We start from the raw sequence: 18,292 nt of genomic DNA on the forward strand, positions 1-18,292 counted from the left end.
ATATCGGTGCATTGTGCGATCGCTCGCGCGGTGCACGGCGTGCCCCGTCACGGCGCACGCGCTGGGCGTTTGTGCATTGGCCGATGCGTGCCAGATCGCGACGCAGTGAGCACGGACCTTGCTTGATCGGTTGCCAACGAAGCAACGGAATCAGGATATGGGCGAACGCGCAGGTCGTGCGAAGGTCGGGCGGATTGCAGCGTCGTTCCTACGCGCTAGAGGATGGCATGATCACAGAGCAACAGGACAAGACGGCCGTGACCCCTCACGGCTTCGATCTCAGCGTGACCTCGGGGATGCAGCGCTACAGTGCACACCATGGCGACCTCACGCTCACGAGCGTGTTTCAGCCCGTGTTCAGTCTTTCGCACATGCGCGCGGTGGGCTACGAAGGGTTGCTGCGCGCGCACGATCCGCTCGACCGTCCGGTCTCGCCGCTCGACGTGTTCGGCGACGCCGCGCGTGTGGGCGAGGCGCTGCTGGTGGACCGGCTGGCCCAGGGGCTGCATCTGGAGAATTTCGCGCTGCTCGGTGCGGAGCGTGAGTGGCTCTTTCTCAACGTGCATCCCGGCACGCTGATCGAGGCGTATCACGCGGCGGCGCTGCTCGCAAATTTGCGGCGCCTGAACATCGCGCCGCGGCGCGTGGTGCTGGAGGTGCTCGAATCCGAAGGCACCGATCTCGACGCGCTCGCGCAAGCCGTCGCGGCGTTCCGCGAGCGCGGCTTTCTCGTCGCGCTCGACGACTTCGGCGCGGGCAATGTCGATATCGGCCGCGTGTGGCAGCTCAACCCCGACATCGTGAAGCTCGACCGCATCATGCTCATGCACGCGCAGCACCGCGCCGACATGGCGGCGACGCTGCCCGCGCTGGTGGCGCTGCTGCACGACGCGGGCAAGCTCGTGCTGATCGAGGGCGTGGAGACGGAGCACGAGGCGCAGCTCGCGCTCGCCTGCAACGCGGACTTCGTGCAGGGCTTCTTCTTCGCGCGCCCGGCGCCCGGACTCACCGACGCGGCGCAGGTGCAGGGCGTGATCGCCGAGGCGACGGAGCGCTTTCGTCAGCAGACCGAAACACGCGAGCGCGGCGAGACGAGCCGCCTCGCGCCTTATCAACGCGCGTTCGAGCGCGCGGTCGAGCGCCTTTCGGCGGGCGAGCCGCTCGAAGAGGTGTGCTGGAATTTCCTCGCGCTCGACCATGCGGCGCGCTGCTATCTGCTCGATTCGAACGGCAGGCAGGCGGGCCGCAACGTGGTGCTGCGCGTCGATCGCGCGGAGCGCGACGCGCGCTTTTTGCCGCTGGAGGACGCCCAGGGCGCGAGTTGGCTGCGCAGGCCGTACTTCCGCGCGGCGCTCATCACGCCGGGGCGCGTGCACGTGACCGGGCCTTACCTGTCGATCAACGAGGCGTTGCCATGCCTGACGCTCTCGATGGCGGTGCAGGTGGGCGAGCGCCTGTGCGTGCTGTGCGGCGATATCGACTGGTTCGAATAGGACGCGCATCTGCGATCATGTCGCGTTATGTACGACATGGCGCGCAAGCATGAGACACGAAAGGGTGTTGCTGGAAGTCATCGCGACCACGGTTGCCGACGCGACGGCCGCCGCGCGCGGCGGCGCGGACCGTCTCGAACTGGTCACGGCAATGGGCGAGGGCGGTCTCACGCCGAGCATCGGCCTGATCGAAGCCGTGGTCGAGGCGGTGGACCTTCCCGTGAACGTGATCGTGCGGCCGCACAGCCGCTCATTCACTTACGATTCGAACGATTTTGCGGTGATGCTGCGCGACGTGCGCGCGGCGAAGCGGGCGGGCGCGCACGCTGTGGTGATCGGCATGCTCACGCCGTCGCGCGAAGTGGATCGCGAAGGCTTGCAACGCGCGATCGACGCGGCCGACGGCATGCCGCTCACGTTTCATCGCGCATTCGACGAAGCGCGCGATCTGATGGAAGCGTTCGACGTGCTGCTCGGTTTCGACGCCGTCACGAATGTGCTCACTTCGGGCGGCAAGCCTTCGGTGCTCGACGCCCAGGCGCAAATCGAAGCGCTGGTGCAACGCGCGCACAACACGCATTGCACGGTGCTCGCGGGCGCGGGGCTCACGGTCGATCGCGTCGGCCCGTTCGTGGGCGTGACGCAGGTACGCGCGGTTCACTTCGGCTCGGGCGTGCGCGTTGACGGCAAGGGACTCGCGCCCGTCGACGAAGACAAGGTGCGCCGCGTGCGGACCTTGCTCGACGCCTGATTCATGAAAAAAGCGCGCGCCGTCCAGATGAACGGCGCGCGCTTCGCGGCTTCACATCACATCACATCACATCACTTCGCGACCACCACGGGAATGCCGCGCAGCGCGCCCGCGCCCTTGAACGACGCGAGGGCTTCTTCCACTGCCGCGCTCGTCTTCACGTCAACGCCAAGGCGCGCGGCCAGTTCGCGTTCGCTGCGCTTGACTGCCGCGAGGTTCGCGAGCTTCACGTGCCCGTAGCCGCGCACACGCTGATGCAGGTTGGCGAGCTTCGCGAGGTCGTCGGCGTTTTCGGCGGTGAGGCTTGCGAACGCGCCGCGCAGCGTCGCCTCGTAGTCGCCGGCGAGCGCGCGCTCCATGCGGCGCTCCAGCGTCTTGCCGAACGGATCGAGCCACGTGCCGCGCACACTGCGGCCTTTCTTCAGCAGGCCGAACGCGCTCCAGAGCCACTGGCCGAACTGCATCTTGCGCGGCGGCTGGCCGTTCTTCTCACGCGCGATGAGCGGCGGCGCGAGGTTGAACTTCACGGTGAAGTCGCTGCCCGCCGTGCCTTCGAACTGCGCTTCGAGCGCGGCGCGGAACGCCGGATCGGTATGCAGGCGCGCGACTTCGTATTCGTCCTTCACGGCGAGCAGTCGATAGAACGTGGTCGCCACGCCCCGTGCAAGCGTCTTGTCCGCCGTCTTGTCCGCATGACGCGCGGCATCGATCAGCGCGCGATAACGCTTAACGTAGCTCGCACCGCCATAAGCGAGCAGACGCGCTTCGCGATCGGCGATCAGTTCGTCGAGCGTTTGCGTGAGCTTGCGCGCCGTGGCTTTGGCGGCCGCCGCCCGTTGCGCGTCGAGCGCTTCGAGCGCGGCAGGGTCGGCTGCGGCCATGCGGCCGATCGAGAACGCGAACAGGTTGGCCTGCACAGCCACGTTGTTCAACTCGATGGCGCGCGTGAGCGCCGCGAACGAAACCGGCACGAGGCCAAGCTGCCACGCAAAGCCGAGCATCAGGATGTTCGCGCCGATGGTGTCGCCGAGATAACGCTGCGCGAGCGCCTGCGCATCGCATGCGGAGAGCGGATCTTTTGCGCCGGGCGTGCCGTTGGTCGCGGCGTGCCGCATCTTTGCGAGCAGCGCGTCGGCGTGCAGGTTCGCTTCGGGGTTCTGCACGAACGACGCGTTCGGAATCTCATGCGTGTTCACGACGATGCGCGTGCGGTCGTGACGCACCGTTTGCAGCGCATCGGCGCTCGCGCCCACCACCATGTCGCAGGCGAGCAGCAGGTCGGCCTGCTGCGTGTCGATGCGGACCTGGTTGAGCAGCGCATCGGTTGCGGCGAAGCGCACGAACGAAAGCACCGAGCCGCCCTTTTGCGCGAAGCCCATGAAGTCGAGCACCGAAGCGCTCTTGCCTTCCAGATGCGCGGCCATGCTGATGAGTGCGCCGACCGTCACGACACCCGTGCCGCCCACGCCCGTTACGAGAATGTCGTACGGCGCGCTATCCAGATGCGTGGCCGGAACCGGCAGCGCATTCACGCGCGCGGCCAGCGCCTGCGGATCGAACGCCGCGCCCGCGGCCTTCTTGAGCTTGCCGCCTTCGATCGTCACGAAGCTCGGGCAGAAGCCGTTCACGCACGAATAGTCCTTGTTGCACGACGACTGGTCGATGCGGCGCTTGCGGCCCAGTTCCGTTTCGACGGGTTCGACCGAAAGGCAATTCGACTGCACGCCGCAATCGCCGCAGCCTTCGCACACTTCCTCGTTGATGAAGAGGCGCTTGTCCGGGTCGGGGAATTCACCCTTCTTGCGGCGGCGGCGCTTTTCGGCGGCGCAGGTCTGGTCGTAGATCAGCACGGTCACGCCAGGCGTTTCGCGCAATTCGCGCTGAACCGTATCGAGTTCGCTGCGGTGATGGAACGTGGTGCCCTTCGGGAACAGGCCGTGATGGCCATCGTATTTCTCGGGCTCGTCGCTCACCACCACGAAGCGCGAGACGCCCTCGGCTTCCACCTGGCGCGCGATCTGCGGCACGGAAATGCTGCCGTCCACGGGCTGGCCGCCCGTCATCGCGACCGCGTCGTTATAGAGGATCTTGTAGGTGATGTTGGTCTTTGCCGCCACCGCCTGGCGAATCGCAAGGATGCCTGAATGAAAGTAGGTGCCGTCGCCGAGATTCTGGAACACGTGCGGCATTTTCGTGAACATCGAGTGCGCGGCCCAGTCCACGCCTTCGCCGCCCATCTGGATCAGGCCCGTGGTGTCGCGCTCCATCCACGAAGCCATGAAGTGGCAGCCAATGCCGGCCTGCGCGATCGAGCCTTCGGGCACCTTGGTCGACGTGTTGTGCGGGCAGCCCGAGCAGAAGTAGGGCGTGCGGCGCACGGCGTCGGCGGCATTGGAGAGGATTTGCGGCGCGACGAGATCCACCACGCGCTCGCGGCGGTCGAGCGCGGGCCGGTGCTTCGCGAGCCACGCGGCGAACACGGGCAGGATGCGCGAGGGGCGCAGCTCGCCCAGCTCCGAGAGCAGCAGCGTGCCGTCTTCGGCGTGCTTACCGATGACGGTAGGGCGTGCCCCTTCCTTGCGGTTGTAGAGGTAGTCCTTGATCTGCTGCTCGATCACCGGGCCTTTCTCTTCGATCACGAGCACGTCGGTGAGACCCGAGACGAATGCGTCGATGCGGGACATCTCCAGCGGGAACGAGAGGCCCACCTTGTAGATGCGCACGCCCGCGCGATCCAGATCCTCGACGGTGAGATCGAGGCGGCGCAGCGTTTCCATCAGGTCCAGGTGTGCCTTGCCGCAGGTGACGATACCCACGTTCGCGTGCGGGCTCGGTGCGATCCACTTGTCGATGCTGTTCACGCGCGCGAAGTGGCGCACGGCGTCGAGCTTGGCGGCGAGGCGCTGCTCGATCGCGAGACTCGGCAGATCGGGCCAGCGGTTGTGCAGGCCGCCCGCCGGCGGCGTGAAACCCGCAGCGGCCATATCCGGCGCTTGCCAGTCGGTTTTCAACGCGTCGAGATCGACGGTCGAGCCTGACTCCACCGTTTCCGAAATCGCCTTGTAGCCCACCCACGCGCCCGAGTAGCGCGAGAGCGCCCAGCCATACAGGCCGAATTCGAGCATGTCCGCCACGTTCGACGGATTTACGACCGGCATGTGCCACGCCATCATCGCGAAGTCGCTCTGATGCGGCATGGACGACGACACGCAGCCGTGGTCGTCGCCCGCCACCACGAGCACGCCGCCGTGCGGCGACGAGCCGTAGGCGTTGCCGTGCTTGAGCGCGTCGCCCGCGCGATCCACGCCCGGGCCCTTGCCGTACCACATCGCAAACACGCCTTCGACCGTGCGCTCCGGGTCTGCTTCCACGCGCTGGGTGCCGAGCACCGCCGTGCCGCCCAGCTCCTCGTTGATGGCGGGCAGGAAACGCACGTCGGCGGCTTCGAGCAGTTTCTTCGCCTTCCACGCCTGCTGGTCGACCATGCCGAGTGGCGAGCCGCGATAGCCGCTGATGAAGCCCGCGGTGTTCAGCCCGTGCGCGCGGTCGAGCGCACGCTGCATGAGCGCGAGGCGGATGATCGCCTGCGTGCCGGTCAGGAAGATGCGGCCGCGCGTGGCGGTGAGGTTGTCGGTGAGCTTGTAATCGGCGAGAGGCGGCGAAGCTGGCGAATCGCCAAACGCGGGGCGCGCGGTCATTGTGGGAAGTCTCCGTATATTGCTGTCGTACGCTCTCCAGGGAGAGCGGCGAAAGAGACTCTATTTTTTCTCGCCAATGACGGAAATTTTTTGCTAACTCTCCGGCGTTGTCACCTGTTCGCGCGAGAGCCTGCCCACGTTGGGCGAATCTGGAGAGAGATTTTCCTGCCCCGGCGCGATCCCGTTCGAATCGGCCTTCGGGCGCGCCCGTCAGATCACGTGAGGACCGTACGGCCGCACCACGTCGAACGGGACGACATCGTGGAAGTGGGTGTAGTCCATCGTGCTCACACCGTCCACGTCGCTCATCAGGTCGACGTAGCGGAAGTGCCAGCGGATGTGCCGGTCCGACCAGCTATAGCGCGCCTGCATGGTTTGCGCGGTCGACTCGTCGGAGCCTTCGATCACGACGTGCAGCGTGGCCTGCTGGCTCGCGAGCATTTCGGGCGTGACGCCGTAGAGCGGGCTCGACTCGTCGATCACATGCATGAGATTCCAGCCGAGCGTGAAAAGCGGATGCTGGTCGCGCACGAGCTTGAGGTCGTAAATGCGCCGCGCGGAATAGCCGTCCGAGGACGTTTCGATACGGATGAGGCGCAGCTTCGCGCCCGCTTCGGCAATCACGTTCTGGCGCGCGTTGGCGGCGCGCGCCATCAGCGTCATGCGGCCTTCGATGGGATGCACCACCACTTCGCGCGCGAACATGATCATGGCGCGCGGGCGCGAGAAGCGCGCGAACACGAGCCCGGTGGCCAACGCGACGCCCGACATGCCGACAAAAATTTCGAACGTGGCGACGATGTGCGCGTAGATCGTTTGCGGATGCATGTCGCCGTAGCCGACGGTGGCGAGCGTTTCGACGCTGAAGAAGAACGCGCCGAGAAAGCCGTGCGGGTACTGGTTGGCGATGGGCGCGGCGCCGAGCTGATACAGGCACGCGAACACGGCGTTCATGAACAGGAACAGCGCGGCGAGCGAGGCGAAGAAGGTGGGCCAGCGCATGGTGAGCGCCGAATGGTAGAAGTCGCCCCACGTGCGCAGGGGCATGCCGTAGACGAGCACCTCGCGCGAGCCGACCACGAGCCTGCGCGGCGCGCCGCGCTTGCCGCGTGAGGGCGTTTCGGCCTTGCAGGCGCCCATGTCCACGCCCGGTGAATTCAGGGGCGCCGAATCGGCTTGCTGGGCGGCTTCCTGGTTCGCGAAGCGCTCCGGCGTTTCGGGCGTCATGGTGTGTCCTGCGCGTCTGGATCAAGAGGAAGAGCGTAGCAATGCCGCAAGGACAGGACAAGCCGGGCGGTCAAGCGCGCAATGGACAGGCCGAATGTAAGCTTGTGCGCATCGCTCGGGACGCACCTCGTCGACGCACGCGCCGTGCGTGGACGCAGACGCCGTATCGTTAGCGCGCGCGTTGAGCCGTGGGCTGATTGGCCGATTCGCCGGGCGGTCGATCGACTGAGCGGCGGCCCGAACGAGTGCGCGAGCGCGTTACGGAAACGCGTGCGGCTTCGGAATGCCCGCGCCGTGATCGATATCGGCGATCGCCTGGCGACGTGCGGCGTCCACGGCTTGCGCGAGCGCGTCGAAGCCCGCGTTGCCGCCGATCGTGATCCACGGCTGCACGGCCTTGTCGCGATGCGTGATCTGATACTCGGCGTCCCAGCGAGCGCCTTGCAGCGCGAGCGGATGCACGTGGATGGCGTAGACGCCGTAGAGAAAGAGCTGTTCGGCCATGATTACCTCCAGCCAGCCCGCCGCCACCCCCGTGGGCAGGGCAATGGCGATCTACAGTTCGAGCTCGCCAAGGATGCGGTGCGCCAGCGCCTTGGCTTCTTCGAGGGCCTCTTCCGGCGTGCCCGAGGCGGCCTCGACTTCATACACCGCGTTTTCGAGTTCTTCGCCGTCGTCGCGCGCCAGGGAGACCAGGCCCTGGTACTGGCCGGCATTCATGGGCCGCACCGTGGCGACGGCCGTATAGATCCCCTTGGTGTAGGTGACGTCTTCCATAACGCGCTCCTCGTGGAAGGAAAACCCTCGGGCCGCGCGGGTCGCGCAATGCAGGCCGGGCCGCACGAGTCTCGTGCGCCGCCTGCAACAGGAGGGAAATTCCATGCTAGCACGTTGCCCGCGCGACTGCGGGGCACGCATGTGACGGCGGCGCGGCGCTTTCGTGTCAGCGCCGCGCCGCAAGGGGCCGACCGGATTCAACCGGGGCCAACGCGCCGCGTGTCAGTCGGCGAGCAGGGCGACGACTTCGTCGAGCGTCGGCGAATGTGCGCCCGGCCGGCGGCACGCGGCCGCACCGGCGGCGAGCGCGAAGGCCAGATGCTGACGCCAGTTGCGCTGCGGCGTGCTCATCAGGCTGAACAGCAGCCCGCCGATGGAAGCGTCGCCCGCGCCCACGGTGTCGGCCACTTCCACGCGCGGCGGCGCGGCTTCGATCACCTCGTCGCCCACATACAGCGTGGCCGCCTGCGCGCCGCGCGTGACGAGCAGCGTGGCCGAGGGATTGAGCGCACGCAGCGCTTCGATGGCCTCGGGCTCGCTCTTGCCGGGGAACAGCATGCGCAGGTCTTCGTCGGAAGCCTTGATGAGATCGGCGAGCGCGGCCATGCGGCGCAGGATCGGCTCATAGCCGTGCGCCATCAGGTTGCGGTAGTTCGGATCGAAGCTGATCTTCACGCCGGCCGCGCGCAAATCGGCGGCGAGCGTGGCGAGCGTTTCGCCAAGCGGCTGGCGCACGAGGCTGATGCAGCCGAAGTGCGCCCACTTCGCATGCGCGCGCCAGCCTTCGGGCAGCTTCGCGGGATCGAAGGCGAGGTCGGCGCTCTGCTCGCCGATGAAGTAGTACGCGGGCGGATGCGTCTGATGCACGATCGCGAGCAGCGGCGAGCGCTCCACGCGCTGCATGAAGCGCATGTCGAGGCCGGCGGCGACGCTCGCGTTCCACAGTTCGTCGGAGAAGTTGTCCACGCCGAGCGAGCCCGCGCAGGCCGTGGGCAGTCCGAGCCGCGCGACCGCGCGCGCGACGTTCCAGCCCGCGCCGCCAGGGTGGGCGCGCCAGTGCGAGTCCATGCCCGGTGCGCCCGACGGCGAAGCGTGCGGGGCGCCTTCGGGCGCGGGCGTGCGCACGAGATCGGTGAGGATGTCGCCGGCCGAGATGAAGGCCGGGAAGCCGGACGAGAAGTCCGGGCCGGTGCTGCACGTGCTCATGGTCTTATTCCTCAGCTTGGTTCTGGCCGCTCGCGCCGCCGCTCCCGGCTTCCTCGCGCCCCACGACCGGCGCCATGCCGCGCCCCGGCAGCGCGTTCAGCGCTTCGTAGCATGCGCCCATGGTGTGATAGTCGGTCTTGCCGGCCGGGCTCTTTTCATCACTGTACTTGCGGTTGTCGCACGTGAGGATGCGATACCACGCACCGTAACGATGATCGACGAAATTCGCCCAGCTATAGCGCCAGATTTCGTCGTACCAGTCCCAGAAGCGTTCGTTGCCGGTGCGGTTGCCGAGCAGCGCCGCCGTGGCGAAGGTTTCGGCCTGGACCCAGAAGTACTTGTCGTGATCGCACACGGTGCCGTCCGGGCCGAAGCCGTAGTAGAGGCCGCCGTGATCGTTGTCCCAGGCGCGCGCCATGGCGGCGTCGAACAGTTCGATCGCGCGCGGCAGGAGCCAGGGCAGCGGGCGATGGCGCTCGAGCAGCAACAGCAGCTTCGCCCACTCGGTTTGATGGCCCGGCTGGAAACCCCACGGGCGGAAGATGTTCGAGCTGTCTTCCTCGTTGTAATGCCAGTCCACCGACCAGTCGGCGTGAAAGTGCTCCCACACGAGTCCTTGCGAGAGCTTCGCCTGGCGCAGCGTGATGTTCGACGCGACACGCTCGGCGCGATCGAGATAGACGAGATGGCCCGTCGCCTCGTAAGCCGCGAGCAGCGCCTCGGTCGTGTGCATGTTGGCGTTCTGGCCGCGATAGCCGGAGACGATCCAGTCGGCGCTCGCTTCGTCGGCGTAGAGGCCTGCCGCGCCGTCCCAGAAGCGGTGCTCCATGAGTTCGAAGGTCGCGCCGATCATCGGCCGCGCTTCTTCGATGCCGGCCATCGCCGCGTGCGCGTACGCGAGCAGCACGAACGCGAGGCCATAGCAGTGGCGCGTGCCGTCGAGCACGCGCTTCTTGCCGTCGCGCCAGTCGATCTCCCAGTCGTAGCCCTGCAATTGCGGGTCCCAGTGGCCGTCGCGCAGAAACTGCAAGCCGTGACGCGCGTACGCCAGGTGCTGCGGATCGCCGGACTCGCGATACGCCATCGCATAGTTGAAGACGAACCGGCAGCTGCTCACGAGATGCCGCGAGTGCGCGTTGTAGATCGAGCCGTCGTCGCGGAAGTAGTGGAAAAAGCCGCCCGAGGCGTCGAACACGTTCGGCGCGTAGAAGCGCAGCGTGTCCTGCACGTGGCCGAGCAGGAAGCCGCGGTCGCGAAAGCTCGCAACGGGCGGCGCCGCGGCGGGGGCAAGGGAGGCGACAGGTGCGGCGGCTTGCGCGCTGGCGGTGGAGGCGGTGTCGGCGGTCATCGTCATGGCGTTCTCTTCTGGCTTGGACGTGGCTTCAACGTGAGTTCGGCCTGAGTTCGGCGTCAGTTCAGCGAGTTTTCAGCGTGTTTTCAGCAAGGCGGCTTGCTCGCCTTGCGATTCGGTTGCGAGCGCATCGACCGGCAGGCCGGCGGCGTGGCCCGTCATGTGAGCGACGCCGGGCAGCGGCGCGGCGCCCAGCGTGCTCGCGCGCGCGACGAGTTGCACGGGCAAGCGGATCTCGGCGGCGGCGGGCGTTTCCTCCAGCAGCAGCTCGACGCCGCGCCGCCCGAGCGCTTCCTTGTCGACGGCGATGGTCGAGAGCGGCGGCGTGGCGTGCGTCGCGCCCGCGATGTCGTCGAAGCCGATGATGGCGATGTCCTCGGGCACGCGCAGGCCGTGCGCGAGGCACACACGCATGGCCGCGAGCGCGGCGGCGTCGTTGTAGGCGAACAGGGCGTCGGGCGGCGGGCTGCCGGTGGCGCGCGCGGCGTCGAGCAGGCGCTGCATGGCGAGCGATGCGCCCGTGTCGGGGTCGAGCCCGCCGTCGATCGTCGTTTCGAGCGACGGGTCGAACAAGAGCCCCGCCTCGAAGAACGCGCGCCGGTAGCCGAGCGCGCGCTGCGCGATGCTGTAGTGCGCGAGCGACCCGCCGATAAAGGCGATGCGGCGGCGCCCGAGCGCGAAGAGGTGCTGCATGGCAAGCGCGGCGCCCGCTGCGTTGTCGATGTTCACCGAGCGCAGCCCCGGCGACCACAGGTCGATCAGCACGAGCGGGCGTTGCAGCGCGACGAGCGCGGCGAGCATTTCCGGCTCGACGAAGCCCGCCACGGCGATGGCGTCGGGCGCGTGCAGGCGCAATTGCTGGACGGTGTCGTCGGCGGGGCCGGCCGTGAGGAGCGCGGGCACGATGGCGTGCTCGCGGCAGGCGTCTTCCACGCCGTGCAGGACGTGCGAGAAGAACGGGCTCGCGGCGAAATTGTTGTGCTGGCGGTGCAGCAGGAAGGTGAGGCGGCGGATGCGCGGCCGCAGTTGCCCGCAGTCGTAGCCGAGCGCGCGCGCGACTTCCACGACGCGCTCGCGCGTGGCTTCGGAAAGCCCCGGCTGGTTTTTCAGTGCGCGCGACACCGTGCCGATCGACACGTTGGCCGCCTGCGCGACGTCACGAATGGTTGTCCCCATGATTCCTGGCTTGCGGTGGCGCGAAGCGCGTTCCGGGAGTGGTCAGGTGTGCGGCGATTGTATAGTAAAAACATGGTCAGGAAACCTGAATCAACGCTGAAAACCCCCGGTAAATACCCGTAAATACAGAGATAAACGTAAATTTACATGTTTAGTAAAATTAACTAAACAAGCGCGGGAACGACGGTTGCGAGATAGGCGAACACTGACATTCGACACTCGGAGGCATCATGCTAGGCACCCTGCTTCTGGTCATTCTGATCCTGCTGCTCATCGGCGCGTTTCCGGCCTGGCCGTATAGCCGCTCGTGGGGCTATGCGCCTTCGGGCACGGTTGGCATCGTCGTTGTCGTCGTCGTCGTGCTGGTGTTGATGGGGTCGATCTAGCGACGCGGTGACGAAGGCGCGGTGAAAGCGCAACGGGCCGGCGCGCGGCGGGAGCCGCGCGGCCGGCCCGTTCTGTTTGGGGCGGTCGCGGGAAAGGCGGCAGGGTGTCAGGCGCTCGCGATCTCGCCTGTTTCCCCGGCCGCGCCGGGCTTCGCGCCGAGCGTGGGGAGGAGCGCGGCGCTCGTGCTGCCGTCGATGACGACGAGCCCGGTCGCTTCTTTTTTCGCGCTGCGCTTGGCGATGGCCGCAAGCGAGGCGATCGCGTCGCTGCTGTGCTGCGTGCCCTGGCCCGGCGCGATGTGCACGCAGCCGATCGCCATCGTCACGAAGGAAAAGAAGGTGGGGTTGCCGTGCCGGTCCTCGCCGTGAATCCCGCCCGCGAGCCGGTCGCCCGGCGCATAGAAGCGCTGCGCGCCTTCGTTGAACGCTTCGATCGCCTGGCGCGCTCGCTCGCGCCACGTCTCGCTCTGGAACAGGATCAGGAAATCGTCGCCGCCCACGTGGCCGAGGAAGTCGCGCGTGGGGTCGCAGGCGTCGGCGAGCACCGTCGCCGCGAACTTCAGCACCTCGTCGCCCTGCCAGTAGCCGTACTGGTCGTTGAAGGGCTTGAACTGGTTCAGGTCGACATAGCACGCATGAAAGCCCGCGTCGTGCGAGAGCAGGCGCTCGATGTGCGAGCTGATCGGGATGTTGCCCGGCAGGAAGGTGAGCGGATTCGCGTAGCGCGCGGCCTGGATGCGCACCTCCGTCACCGCGCGCACGAGGCTCTCGCCGGTGCCGAGACCGGCATAACGGCCGCTGTCGGTGATGACGAAGCCGTCGGCGAGATAGCGCTGGTCGTCGCTCGCGAGGAGCGTGGCCATCTGCTCGACGGTCATCGACTGCTCGATCAGCACGGGCTGCGCGTTGGCGAATTGCAGGCAGGCCTTCTTGCCGAACAGCTCGCGGTGATACGGCAGCGCATAGCGGTCCATGAACGCGCGCCGGTTGATGAGCGCCACCGGCCTTTCGCCTTCCACCACGGCCACCGCATGCAGGTCGGGCAGGCCGTTGAAGAGATCGAGCACGTCGTTGTTGGTCGCATGGCGCGGCAGCGCGGGCGCGCGCACCAGCATCTTCCCGGCGGGCGAGCCGCCGCCCGCGGGCTGCGTGGCGGCGCTGCGCGTGGCTTCGGGGAACACGGCGATATGGTCCGCGCGGATCGCCTCGCGCGCCTCGCGTGCAAGCACGCGCAGCGGCTCCACGGCGGGCCGGCCGAAGAAGAAGCCCTGGCCGCAGGCAATGCCCATGTCGCGCAGCACGATCAGGTCGGCGGCGTTCTCGATGCCTTCGGCCACGAGCCGCGCGCCGCTTGCCTGCGCGAAATGCTGCATGGCGCGCACGGCTTCGAACTTGAGCGCGTCGTTGGCGATCTCGTGGATAAAGAAGCGGTCGATCTTCACCACGTCGGGCTGCAACTGCACCCAGAGGTTCAGGCTCGCGTTGGCGGTGCCGTAGTCGTCGAGCGCGAACTGCGCGCCCGCATGGCGCAGGGCATCGACCACGGGGGCGAGGTTGCGCAGGTCGTCGATGGCGCTCTGCTCGGTGAGCTCGATCACGAAGCGCGTGGGGTCGATCGGGCCGTCGAAGAGCGCGAGCGCCGAGTCGCTCGCGGCGGTGAGCTGGCGCAGCGCGTCGGCGCTGAAATTGAGGAACAGCTTGCCGGGGCAGTCGAGCCCGGCGAACGTCTCGATGCAGGTGCGGGCCGCCGCGCGTTCGAGCGATGCCGTGCAGCGCTCCTCGCCGGCGCGCGCAAACAGCGCGGCGGGCGTTTCGAGCGGCGAGCCGGCCGGCCCGCGAATCAGGCCCTCATAACCGAGAATCGCGCCGTCCTCGAAATCGACGATGGGCTGGAAGACGGCGCGCAACTGGCGCTGGGCGATCAGTGCCCCGACGCCGGTCGTGGCGTGATGGAGTGGCGCGCGAGCAGACATGGACAAGCCAGAACGGGCGAAGACGTTGAACTTAACGGCATATCATCGGATGAATTGAATGAAATTTTGGTGACAGTGCGTCAGAAGCGCCGTCTGGAAGGGACGGGCAGGGGGCGCAAGGAGAGGCGCGGCGGCGGACAAGCCGATGCGGAATCGGGCGCGATTTGCCGCAATTTGCCGTGAAGCGGGGCGGCGATGGCTCGCCGCCCCGTCAGGAATACAGGGGAAACCGGGTACGGGAACCCGGAGCCGCTCAGCGGCGCGCGGCCGTGGCGGCGCGCTCGTTCGCGCCGGCGCGCGACTCGTCGCCGGCGTTCGCGCCGCGTTCGGCGCTCATGTCGCGTGCGCCCCAGCGCTGGGCGAGCGCCGCGCACACCATCAGCTGGATCTGGTGGAACAGCATGAGCGGCAGCACCACCGCGCCCACGGCGTTCGCGGCGAAGATCACCTTCGCCATCGGCACGCCGGCCGCGAGGCTCTTTTTCGAGCCGCAGAAAATGATGGTGATCTGGTCGGCGCGCGAGAAGCCGAGCTTCTTGCTCGTGAAGATCGTGATGCCGAGCGCGAGCGCGAGCAGCACGGCGTTCACGACGAGCAGGCCGCCGAGCGCCGTGAGCGGGATGTGATGCCAGAGCCCTTCGTTCACCGCCTCGGAAAACGCGCCGAACACCACGAGCAGGATCGAGCCCTGATCGACGAACTTGAGCACGCCCTTGTTGCGCTCGATCCAGCGGCCGATCACGGGGCGCAGCAACTGGCCCGCCACGAACGGCACGAGCAGTTGCAGCACGATGTTCCACACGGTATGCCAGGCCGAGCCGCCGCTCGCGCCCTGGTTCGTGACGATAAGGCTCACGAGCGCGGGCGTGACGAAAATGCCGATCAGGCTCGAAGCGGAGGCGCTGCACACGGCGGCGGGCACGTTGCCGCGCGCGATCGACGTGAAGGCGATGGACGACTGCACCGTGGAGGGCAGCGTGCAGAGGAACAGCACGCCCGCGTAGAGCGCCGGGGTGACGAGCGGCGAAAGCACCGGCTTGAGCACGAGCCCGAGCACCGGGAAGAGGATGAAGGTGCTCGCCAGCACGACGATATGCAGGCGCCAGTGAGTCGCGCCCGCGATGATCGCCTCGCGCGAAAGCTTGGCGCCGTGCAGGAAGAACAACAGGCCGACGGCCACGTTGGTGAGCCAGTTGAAGCCGGTGGCGGCCTGGCCGTGCACCGGGAACAGGCTCGCAAGAATCACCGTACCGACGAGGCAGAGGGTGAAGTTATCGGGCAGGAATTTCGGACGTGCCATCGGACAATCTCAAGTGCGCGCCAAGGCGCCGGGCCGCGCGCGACTCGATGCGCACGCAACGGTGGATTCAGGGTCTCTATTGTCGGCGCAAGCCGATTGAAAAAGCAAATTCATTTGAAGCATCGATTAATGATTGATGTGCATGGATCGACGGTATCAATGCGCCGCTCGTGCGGCTCCCTCATGACTCCGCGACAAGCGTTCCTGCATCTCAAAAATCATCAGGAGTCCCGCCATTCTTTAGACGATAAGACGACGCCTGGCATCCAGCACGCCCTCGCCAGGTGCTGCCCGCAACGCCTTGCCAGGCGGCCTTCCGGACCCCTTCCTGGATCCAGAAAACCGTGCAGTAACATGGTGTTACAACCCTTCGGGCGGCATAACATCTTTTGGCTCGACACCCATTCGGCACGCCCATAAATTACCGTCAAAGGGACGCACGAATCGTTGCGGCGGCAAGCGTTACGTATTGTGGTCGTGTACTGCGTGAAGTGAGTCCCGGGACTGGCCCGCCATGGCCCGAATGGCGGGTTCCAGCGGTTCCAAACGGAAACGTCGGGCAGGTGAAACTTCACAATGCACGCAGGGTTGTCAAAACTGGGACGATGGGTCTTGGGGGCCGGATTGGCGGCCTTCTTTGCGTTCGCCCATGCTCAGCCCGGATTCGCGGGGCACGGCGGGGGGGGCGGCTTTGCCCACATGCCTTCCATGCCCGCCATGCACTCCGCGCCCGCGCCGCGCGGCGGCAATCCCGGCATGTCGTGGGGCGGCGGCTACCGCAACGCCATGTACGGCGGCCAGGGGGCGCCCGGTCGCTCCGGCGCTGGCTATCGTGGCGGCTATGGCGCCGCGCCTGTGCGCGTGGCGGACCAGGGTGGCCGGCACGAGCGCGGCGAGCGCGCGCCGAACCAGTGGCAAGGGCAGGTCCAGCCGCAGGCGCCCCGCCGCGAATACGCCTACGGCACGCCTTTCGGCGGCTACGGCGGCGGTTATCGCGGCAATCCCATCACGCCGGTCAGCGCGGAAACGCGCCAGGTGCCGCACCCGCCGGCCGACTCGCCGGTGCGGGCGGGCTCGATTCGCGAAGACGTCGCCCGCTACAACGAGGAGCGCGGCGCATTCCGGCCTTTGCAGCGCAACGGCGGCGAGGTTCCGCGCCCGCCCATGCCTTCGCCGTACCGCAACTGAGCCCGGCTTTCCGCTTCATTCGTCCTTCCTTGGCCGGTCCTGATCCTTCGCTCCATCGGCTCGCGGACGCCGTCGCGTTCCCAGCCGTCGTTTTGTCCTCCTGTTTTTCCCGTTTTTCCTGCTTTTTCCCCGCCTCCTCCGCCTGATTTCGCTGCCGGCATTCGCCCGTTAGCGTCGTTTGCACGCCTTCAACACCCTCCCGGCACGTCCGTCGCCCGAAAACTGACGCGTGGATACCACACTTTTTTGGAAACCTCTCGTCATACAGAACCCTTTCGTCAAAAAATCTCGCTTTTGTAACGGCGGCGCGCCATTCGCGGTCCGCGAGCCGCACCAGCGCCCCGCTGGGCGCGGCCCGGCAGGCAGCGGTCCGGCGTGGTGCAACGCAGCGCAAACCGGTATCGGCAACCTCGAAACAGGCTTCAGAGGCGGCAAACTAATCCGCCCGATATACCGGCAATAACACCGTATATTTTTGACCACAAAAATGGTCCGCAAAGATGGATCCGCCCAGAACGGCCACGCCTGCGAATCACGAAAAAACAAAGCTTTGCGCGAGCACCTTCGCCGCCAGTCACACCTTTTTTTGACAAAGACAGGAGAACCCATGAAGACCACGGTCAGCCACGCGCTGCGCACCACCCTGAAGGCGAGCGCGCTCGCCGCCGTCCTTGCCGCCGCGTCGTCGTCGGCGTTCGCGCAGTCGAGCGTCCAACTCTATGGCCAGGTCGACGAATGGGTCGGGGCGACGAAATTTCCGGGCAGCCAGACGGCCTGGAACGTGGGCGGCGGCGGCATGTCCACGTCGTACTGGGGTATGAAGGGTTCTGAGGATCTGGGCGGCGGCTACAAGGCGATCTTCACCCTGGAAAGCTTCTTCCGCGCGCAAAACGGCCAGTACGGCCGCTTCACCGGCGACACGTTCTTCGCGCGCAATGCGTACGTCGGCGTCGAATCGCCGTACGGCACGGTCACGGCGGGCCGCCTCACGACGCAGCTCTTCGTCTCGACGATTCTCTTCAACCCGTTCATCGATTCGTACACCTTCTCGCCGATGGTGTACCACGTGTACCTCGGCCTCTCGACGTTCCCCACCTACACGACCGACCAGGGCGTGGTGGGCGACTCAGGCTGGAACAACGCCGTGCAGTATTCGACGCCCAACTTCAACGGCCTCTCGGGCTCGGCGATGTACGCGTTCGGCAACCAGGCGGGCCAGAACGGCTCGAAGAAGTGGAGCGTGCAGGGCCTGTACTTCCACGGCCCGTTCGCGGCCACAGCTGTTTATCAGTACGTGAACTTCAACAACACGCCGGGCGACATTGGCAGCATCGTGAGCGGCGACACGACCATCGTCGGGCTGAAGAGCCAGGGCGTGGCGCAGGTCGGCCTCTCGTACGACCTCAAGTACGTGAAGTTCTTCGGTCAGTACATGTACACGGCGAACTGGCAGGACGTGGGCAGCTGGCACGTCAACACCGCCCAGGGCGGCGTGACGGCGCCGGTCGGTCCGGGCACGGTGATGGCCTCGTACGCGTACTCGCGCGACGGCGGCGGCCTGAACCAGACGCGCCAGACGGCGGCCATCGGCTACGACTATCCGCTGTCGAAGCGCACCGACGTCTACGCGGCCTACATGTACGACCACTTCGACAACATGTCGAGCGGCCAGACCTACGGCGTGGGCCTGCGCGCGAAGTTCTGAGCGTCGCGGCCGTCAAAGCCGGCGTTCAACGGAAAAACCCCGCGCTGCGAGCAGCGCGGGG

General features: G+C 66.9%; 14 protein-coding genes. 5 read left to right on the forward strand and 9 right to left on the reverse strand.

The features are described 5' to 3' along the window. Positions 1 to 227 precede the first annotated feature (227 nt). Together C7402_RS02110 and C7402_RS02115 are read left to right on the forward strand one after the other, a co-directional pair. The gene (locus C7402_RS02110; protein ID WP_116609472.1) at positions 228 to 1,493 is read left to right on the forward strand and encodes an EAL domain-containing protein; all 1,266 of its coding nucleotides are present in this window, start codon (positions 228 to 230) and stop codon (positions 1,491 to 1,493) included. A 49-nt stretch (positions 1,494 to 1,542) separates the two neighbouring features. Beyond that, complete coding sequence (locus C7402_RS02115; protein ID WP_116609473.1) at positions 1,543 to 2,244, forward strand: copper homeostasis protein CutC; 702 nt, start codon at positions 1,543 to 1,545, stop codon at positions 2,242 to 2,244. 71 nt (positions 2,245 to 2,315) lie between these two features. On the opposite strand, the gene C7402_RS02120 is transcribed toward C7402_RS02115, so the two are convergent. From C7402_RS02120 to C7402_RS02150, 7 genes are all read right to left on the reverse strand, one after another. Next, positions 2,316 to 5,942 carry an indolepyruvate ferredoxin oxidoreductase family protein gene (locus C7402_RS02120; RefSeq protein ID WP_116609474.1) on the reverse strand — a complete coding sequence of 1,209 codons (3,627 nt, stop codon included), beginning with the start codon at positions 5,940 to 5,942 and terminating at the stop codon, positions 2,316 to 2,318. A gap of 210 nt (positions 5,943 to 6,152) precedes the next feature. Then, positions 6,153 to 7,082 carry an ion channel gene (locus C7402_RS02125; protein WP_116609668.1) on the reverse strand — a complete coding sequence of 310 codons (930 nt, stop codon included), beginning with the start codon at positions 7,080 to 7,082 and terminating at the stop codon, positions 6,153 to 6,155. 345 nt (positions 7,083 to 7,427) lie between these two features. Next, the gene (locus tag C7402_RS02130; protein WP_112170192.1) at positions 7,428 to 7,673 is read right to left on the reverse strand and encodes a hypothetical protein; all 246 of its coding nucleotides are present in this window, start codon (positions 7,671 to 7,673) and stop codon (positions 7,428 to 7,430) included. A 51-nt stretch (positions 7,674 to 7,724) separates the two neighbouring features. Further along, the gene (locus tag C7402_RS02135) at positions 7,725 to 7,946 is read right to left on the reverse strand and encodes a hypothetical protein (RefSeq protein WP_091993821.1); all 222 of its coding nucleotides are present in this window, start codon (positions 7,944 to 7,946) and stop codon (positions 7,725 to 7,727) included. A 222-nt stretch (positions 7,947 to 8,168) separates the two neighbouring features. Next, on the reverse strand, positions 8,169 to 9,152 hold the full coding sequence (locus tag C7402_RS02140) for a carbohydrate kinase family protein (RefSeq protein ID WP_116609475.1): 984 nt from the start codon (positions 9,150 to 9,152) through the stop codon (positions 8,169 to 8,171). Between the two features lie 4 nt (positions 9,153 to 9,156). Then, the gene (locus C7402_RS02145) at positions 9,157 to 10,500 is read right to left on the reverse strand and encodes an AGE family epimerase/isomerase (RefSeq protein WP_425273763.1); all 1,344 of its coding nucleotides are present in this window, start codon (positions 10,498 to 10,500) and stop codon (positions 9,157 to 9,159) included. 78 nt (positions 10,501 to 10,578) lie between these two features. Continuing rightward, positions 10,579 to 11,679 (reverse strand): LacI family DNA-binding transcriptional regulator, encoded by a 1,101-nt coding sequence (locus C7402_RS02150; RefSeq protein ID WP_116609476.1) that lies wholly within the window; start codon positions 11,677 to 11,679, stop codon positions 10,579 to 10,581. Positions 11,680 to 11,909: 230 nt separating this feature from the next. Here C7402_RS02150 and C7402_RS02155 point away from each other — a divergent pair, with 230 nt between their 5' ends. Further along, positions 11,910 to 12,065, forward strand: coding sequence for a DUF3309 family protein (locus C7402_RS02155; protein ID WP_112170195.1), 156 nt, complete (start codon positions 11,910 to 11,912; stop codon positions 12,063 to 12,065). Positions 12,066 to 12,172: 107 nt separating this feature from the next. On the opposite strand, the gene C7402_RS02160 is transcribed toward C7402_RS02155, so the two are convergent. Together C7402_RS02160 and C7402_RS02165 are read right to left on the reverse strand one after the other, a co-directional pair. Beyond that, positions 12,173 to 14,038 carry an EAL domain-containing protein gene (locus C7402_RS02160; RefSeq protein WP_116609477.1) on the reverse strand — a complete coding sequence of 622 codons (1,866 nt, stop codon included), beginning with the start codon at positions 14,036 to 14,038 and terminating at the stop codon, positions 12,173 to 12,175. 253 nt (positions 14,039 to 14,291) lie between these two features. Next, positions 14,292 to 15,338: a bile acid:sodium symporter family protein gene (locus C7402_RS02165; RefSeq protein WP_116609478.1), complete on the reverse strand. Its 1,047-nt coding sequence runs from the start codon at positions 15,336 to 15,338 to the stop codon at positions 14,292 to 14,294. 699 nt (positions 15,339 to 16,037) lie between these two features. Between C7402_RS02165 and C7402_RS02170 the strand changes: the two genes are divergently transcribed. Together C7402_RS02170 and C7402_RS02175 are read left to right on the forward strand one after the other, a co-directional pair. Further along, on the forward strand, positions 16,038 to 16,526 hold the full coding sequence (locus tag C7402_RS02170; RefSeq protein ID WP_244314719.1) for a hypothetical protein: 489 nt from the start codon (positions 16,038 to 16,040) through the stop codon (positions 16,524 to 16,526). A gap of 607 nt (positions 16,527 to 17,133) precedes the next feature. Continuing rightward, a complete protein-coding gene (locus C7402_RS02175) occupies positions 17,134 to 18,231 on the forward strand; it encodes a porin (protein WP_112170199.1) in 1,098 nt (365 codons plus the stop codon). Positions 18,232 to 18,292 lie beyond the last annotated feature (61 nt).

Origin of the sequence: Paraburkholderia unamae (assembly GCF_003096875.1) — a bacterium.
Taxonomy (GTDB): domain Bacteria; phylum Pseudomonadota; class Gammaproteobacteria; order Burkholderiales; family Burkholderiaceae; genus Paraburkholderia; species Paraburkholderia unamae.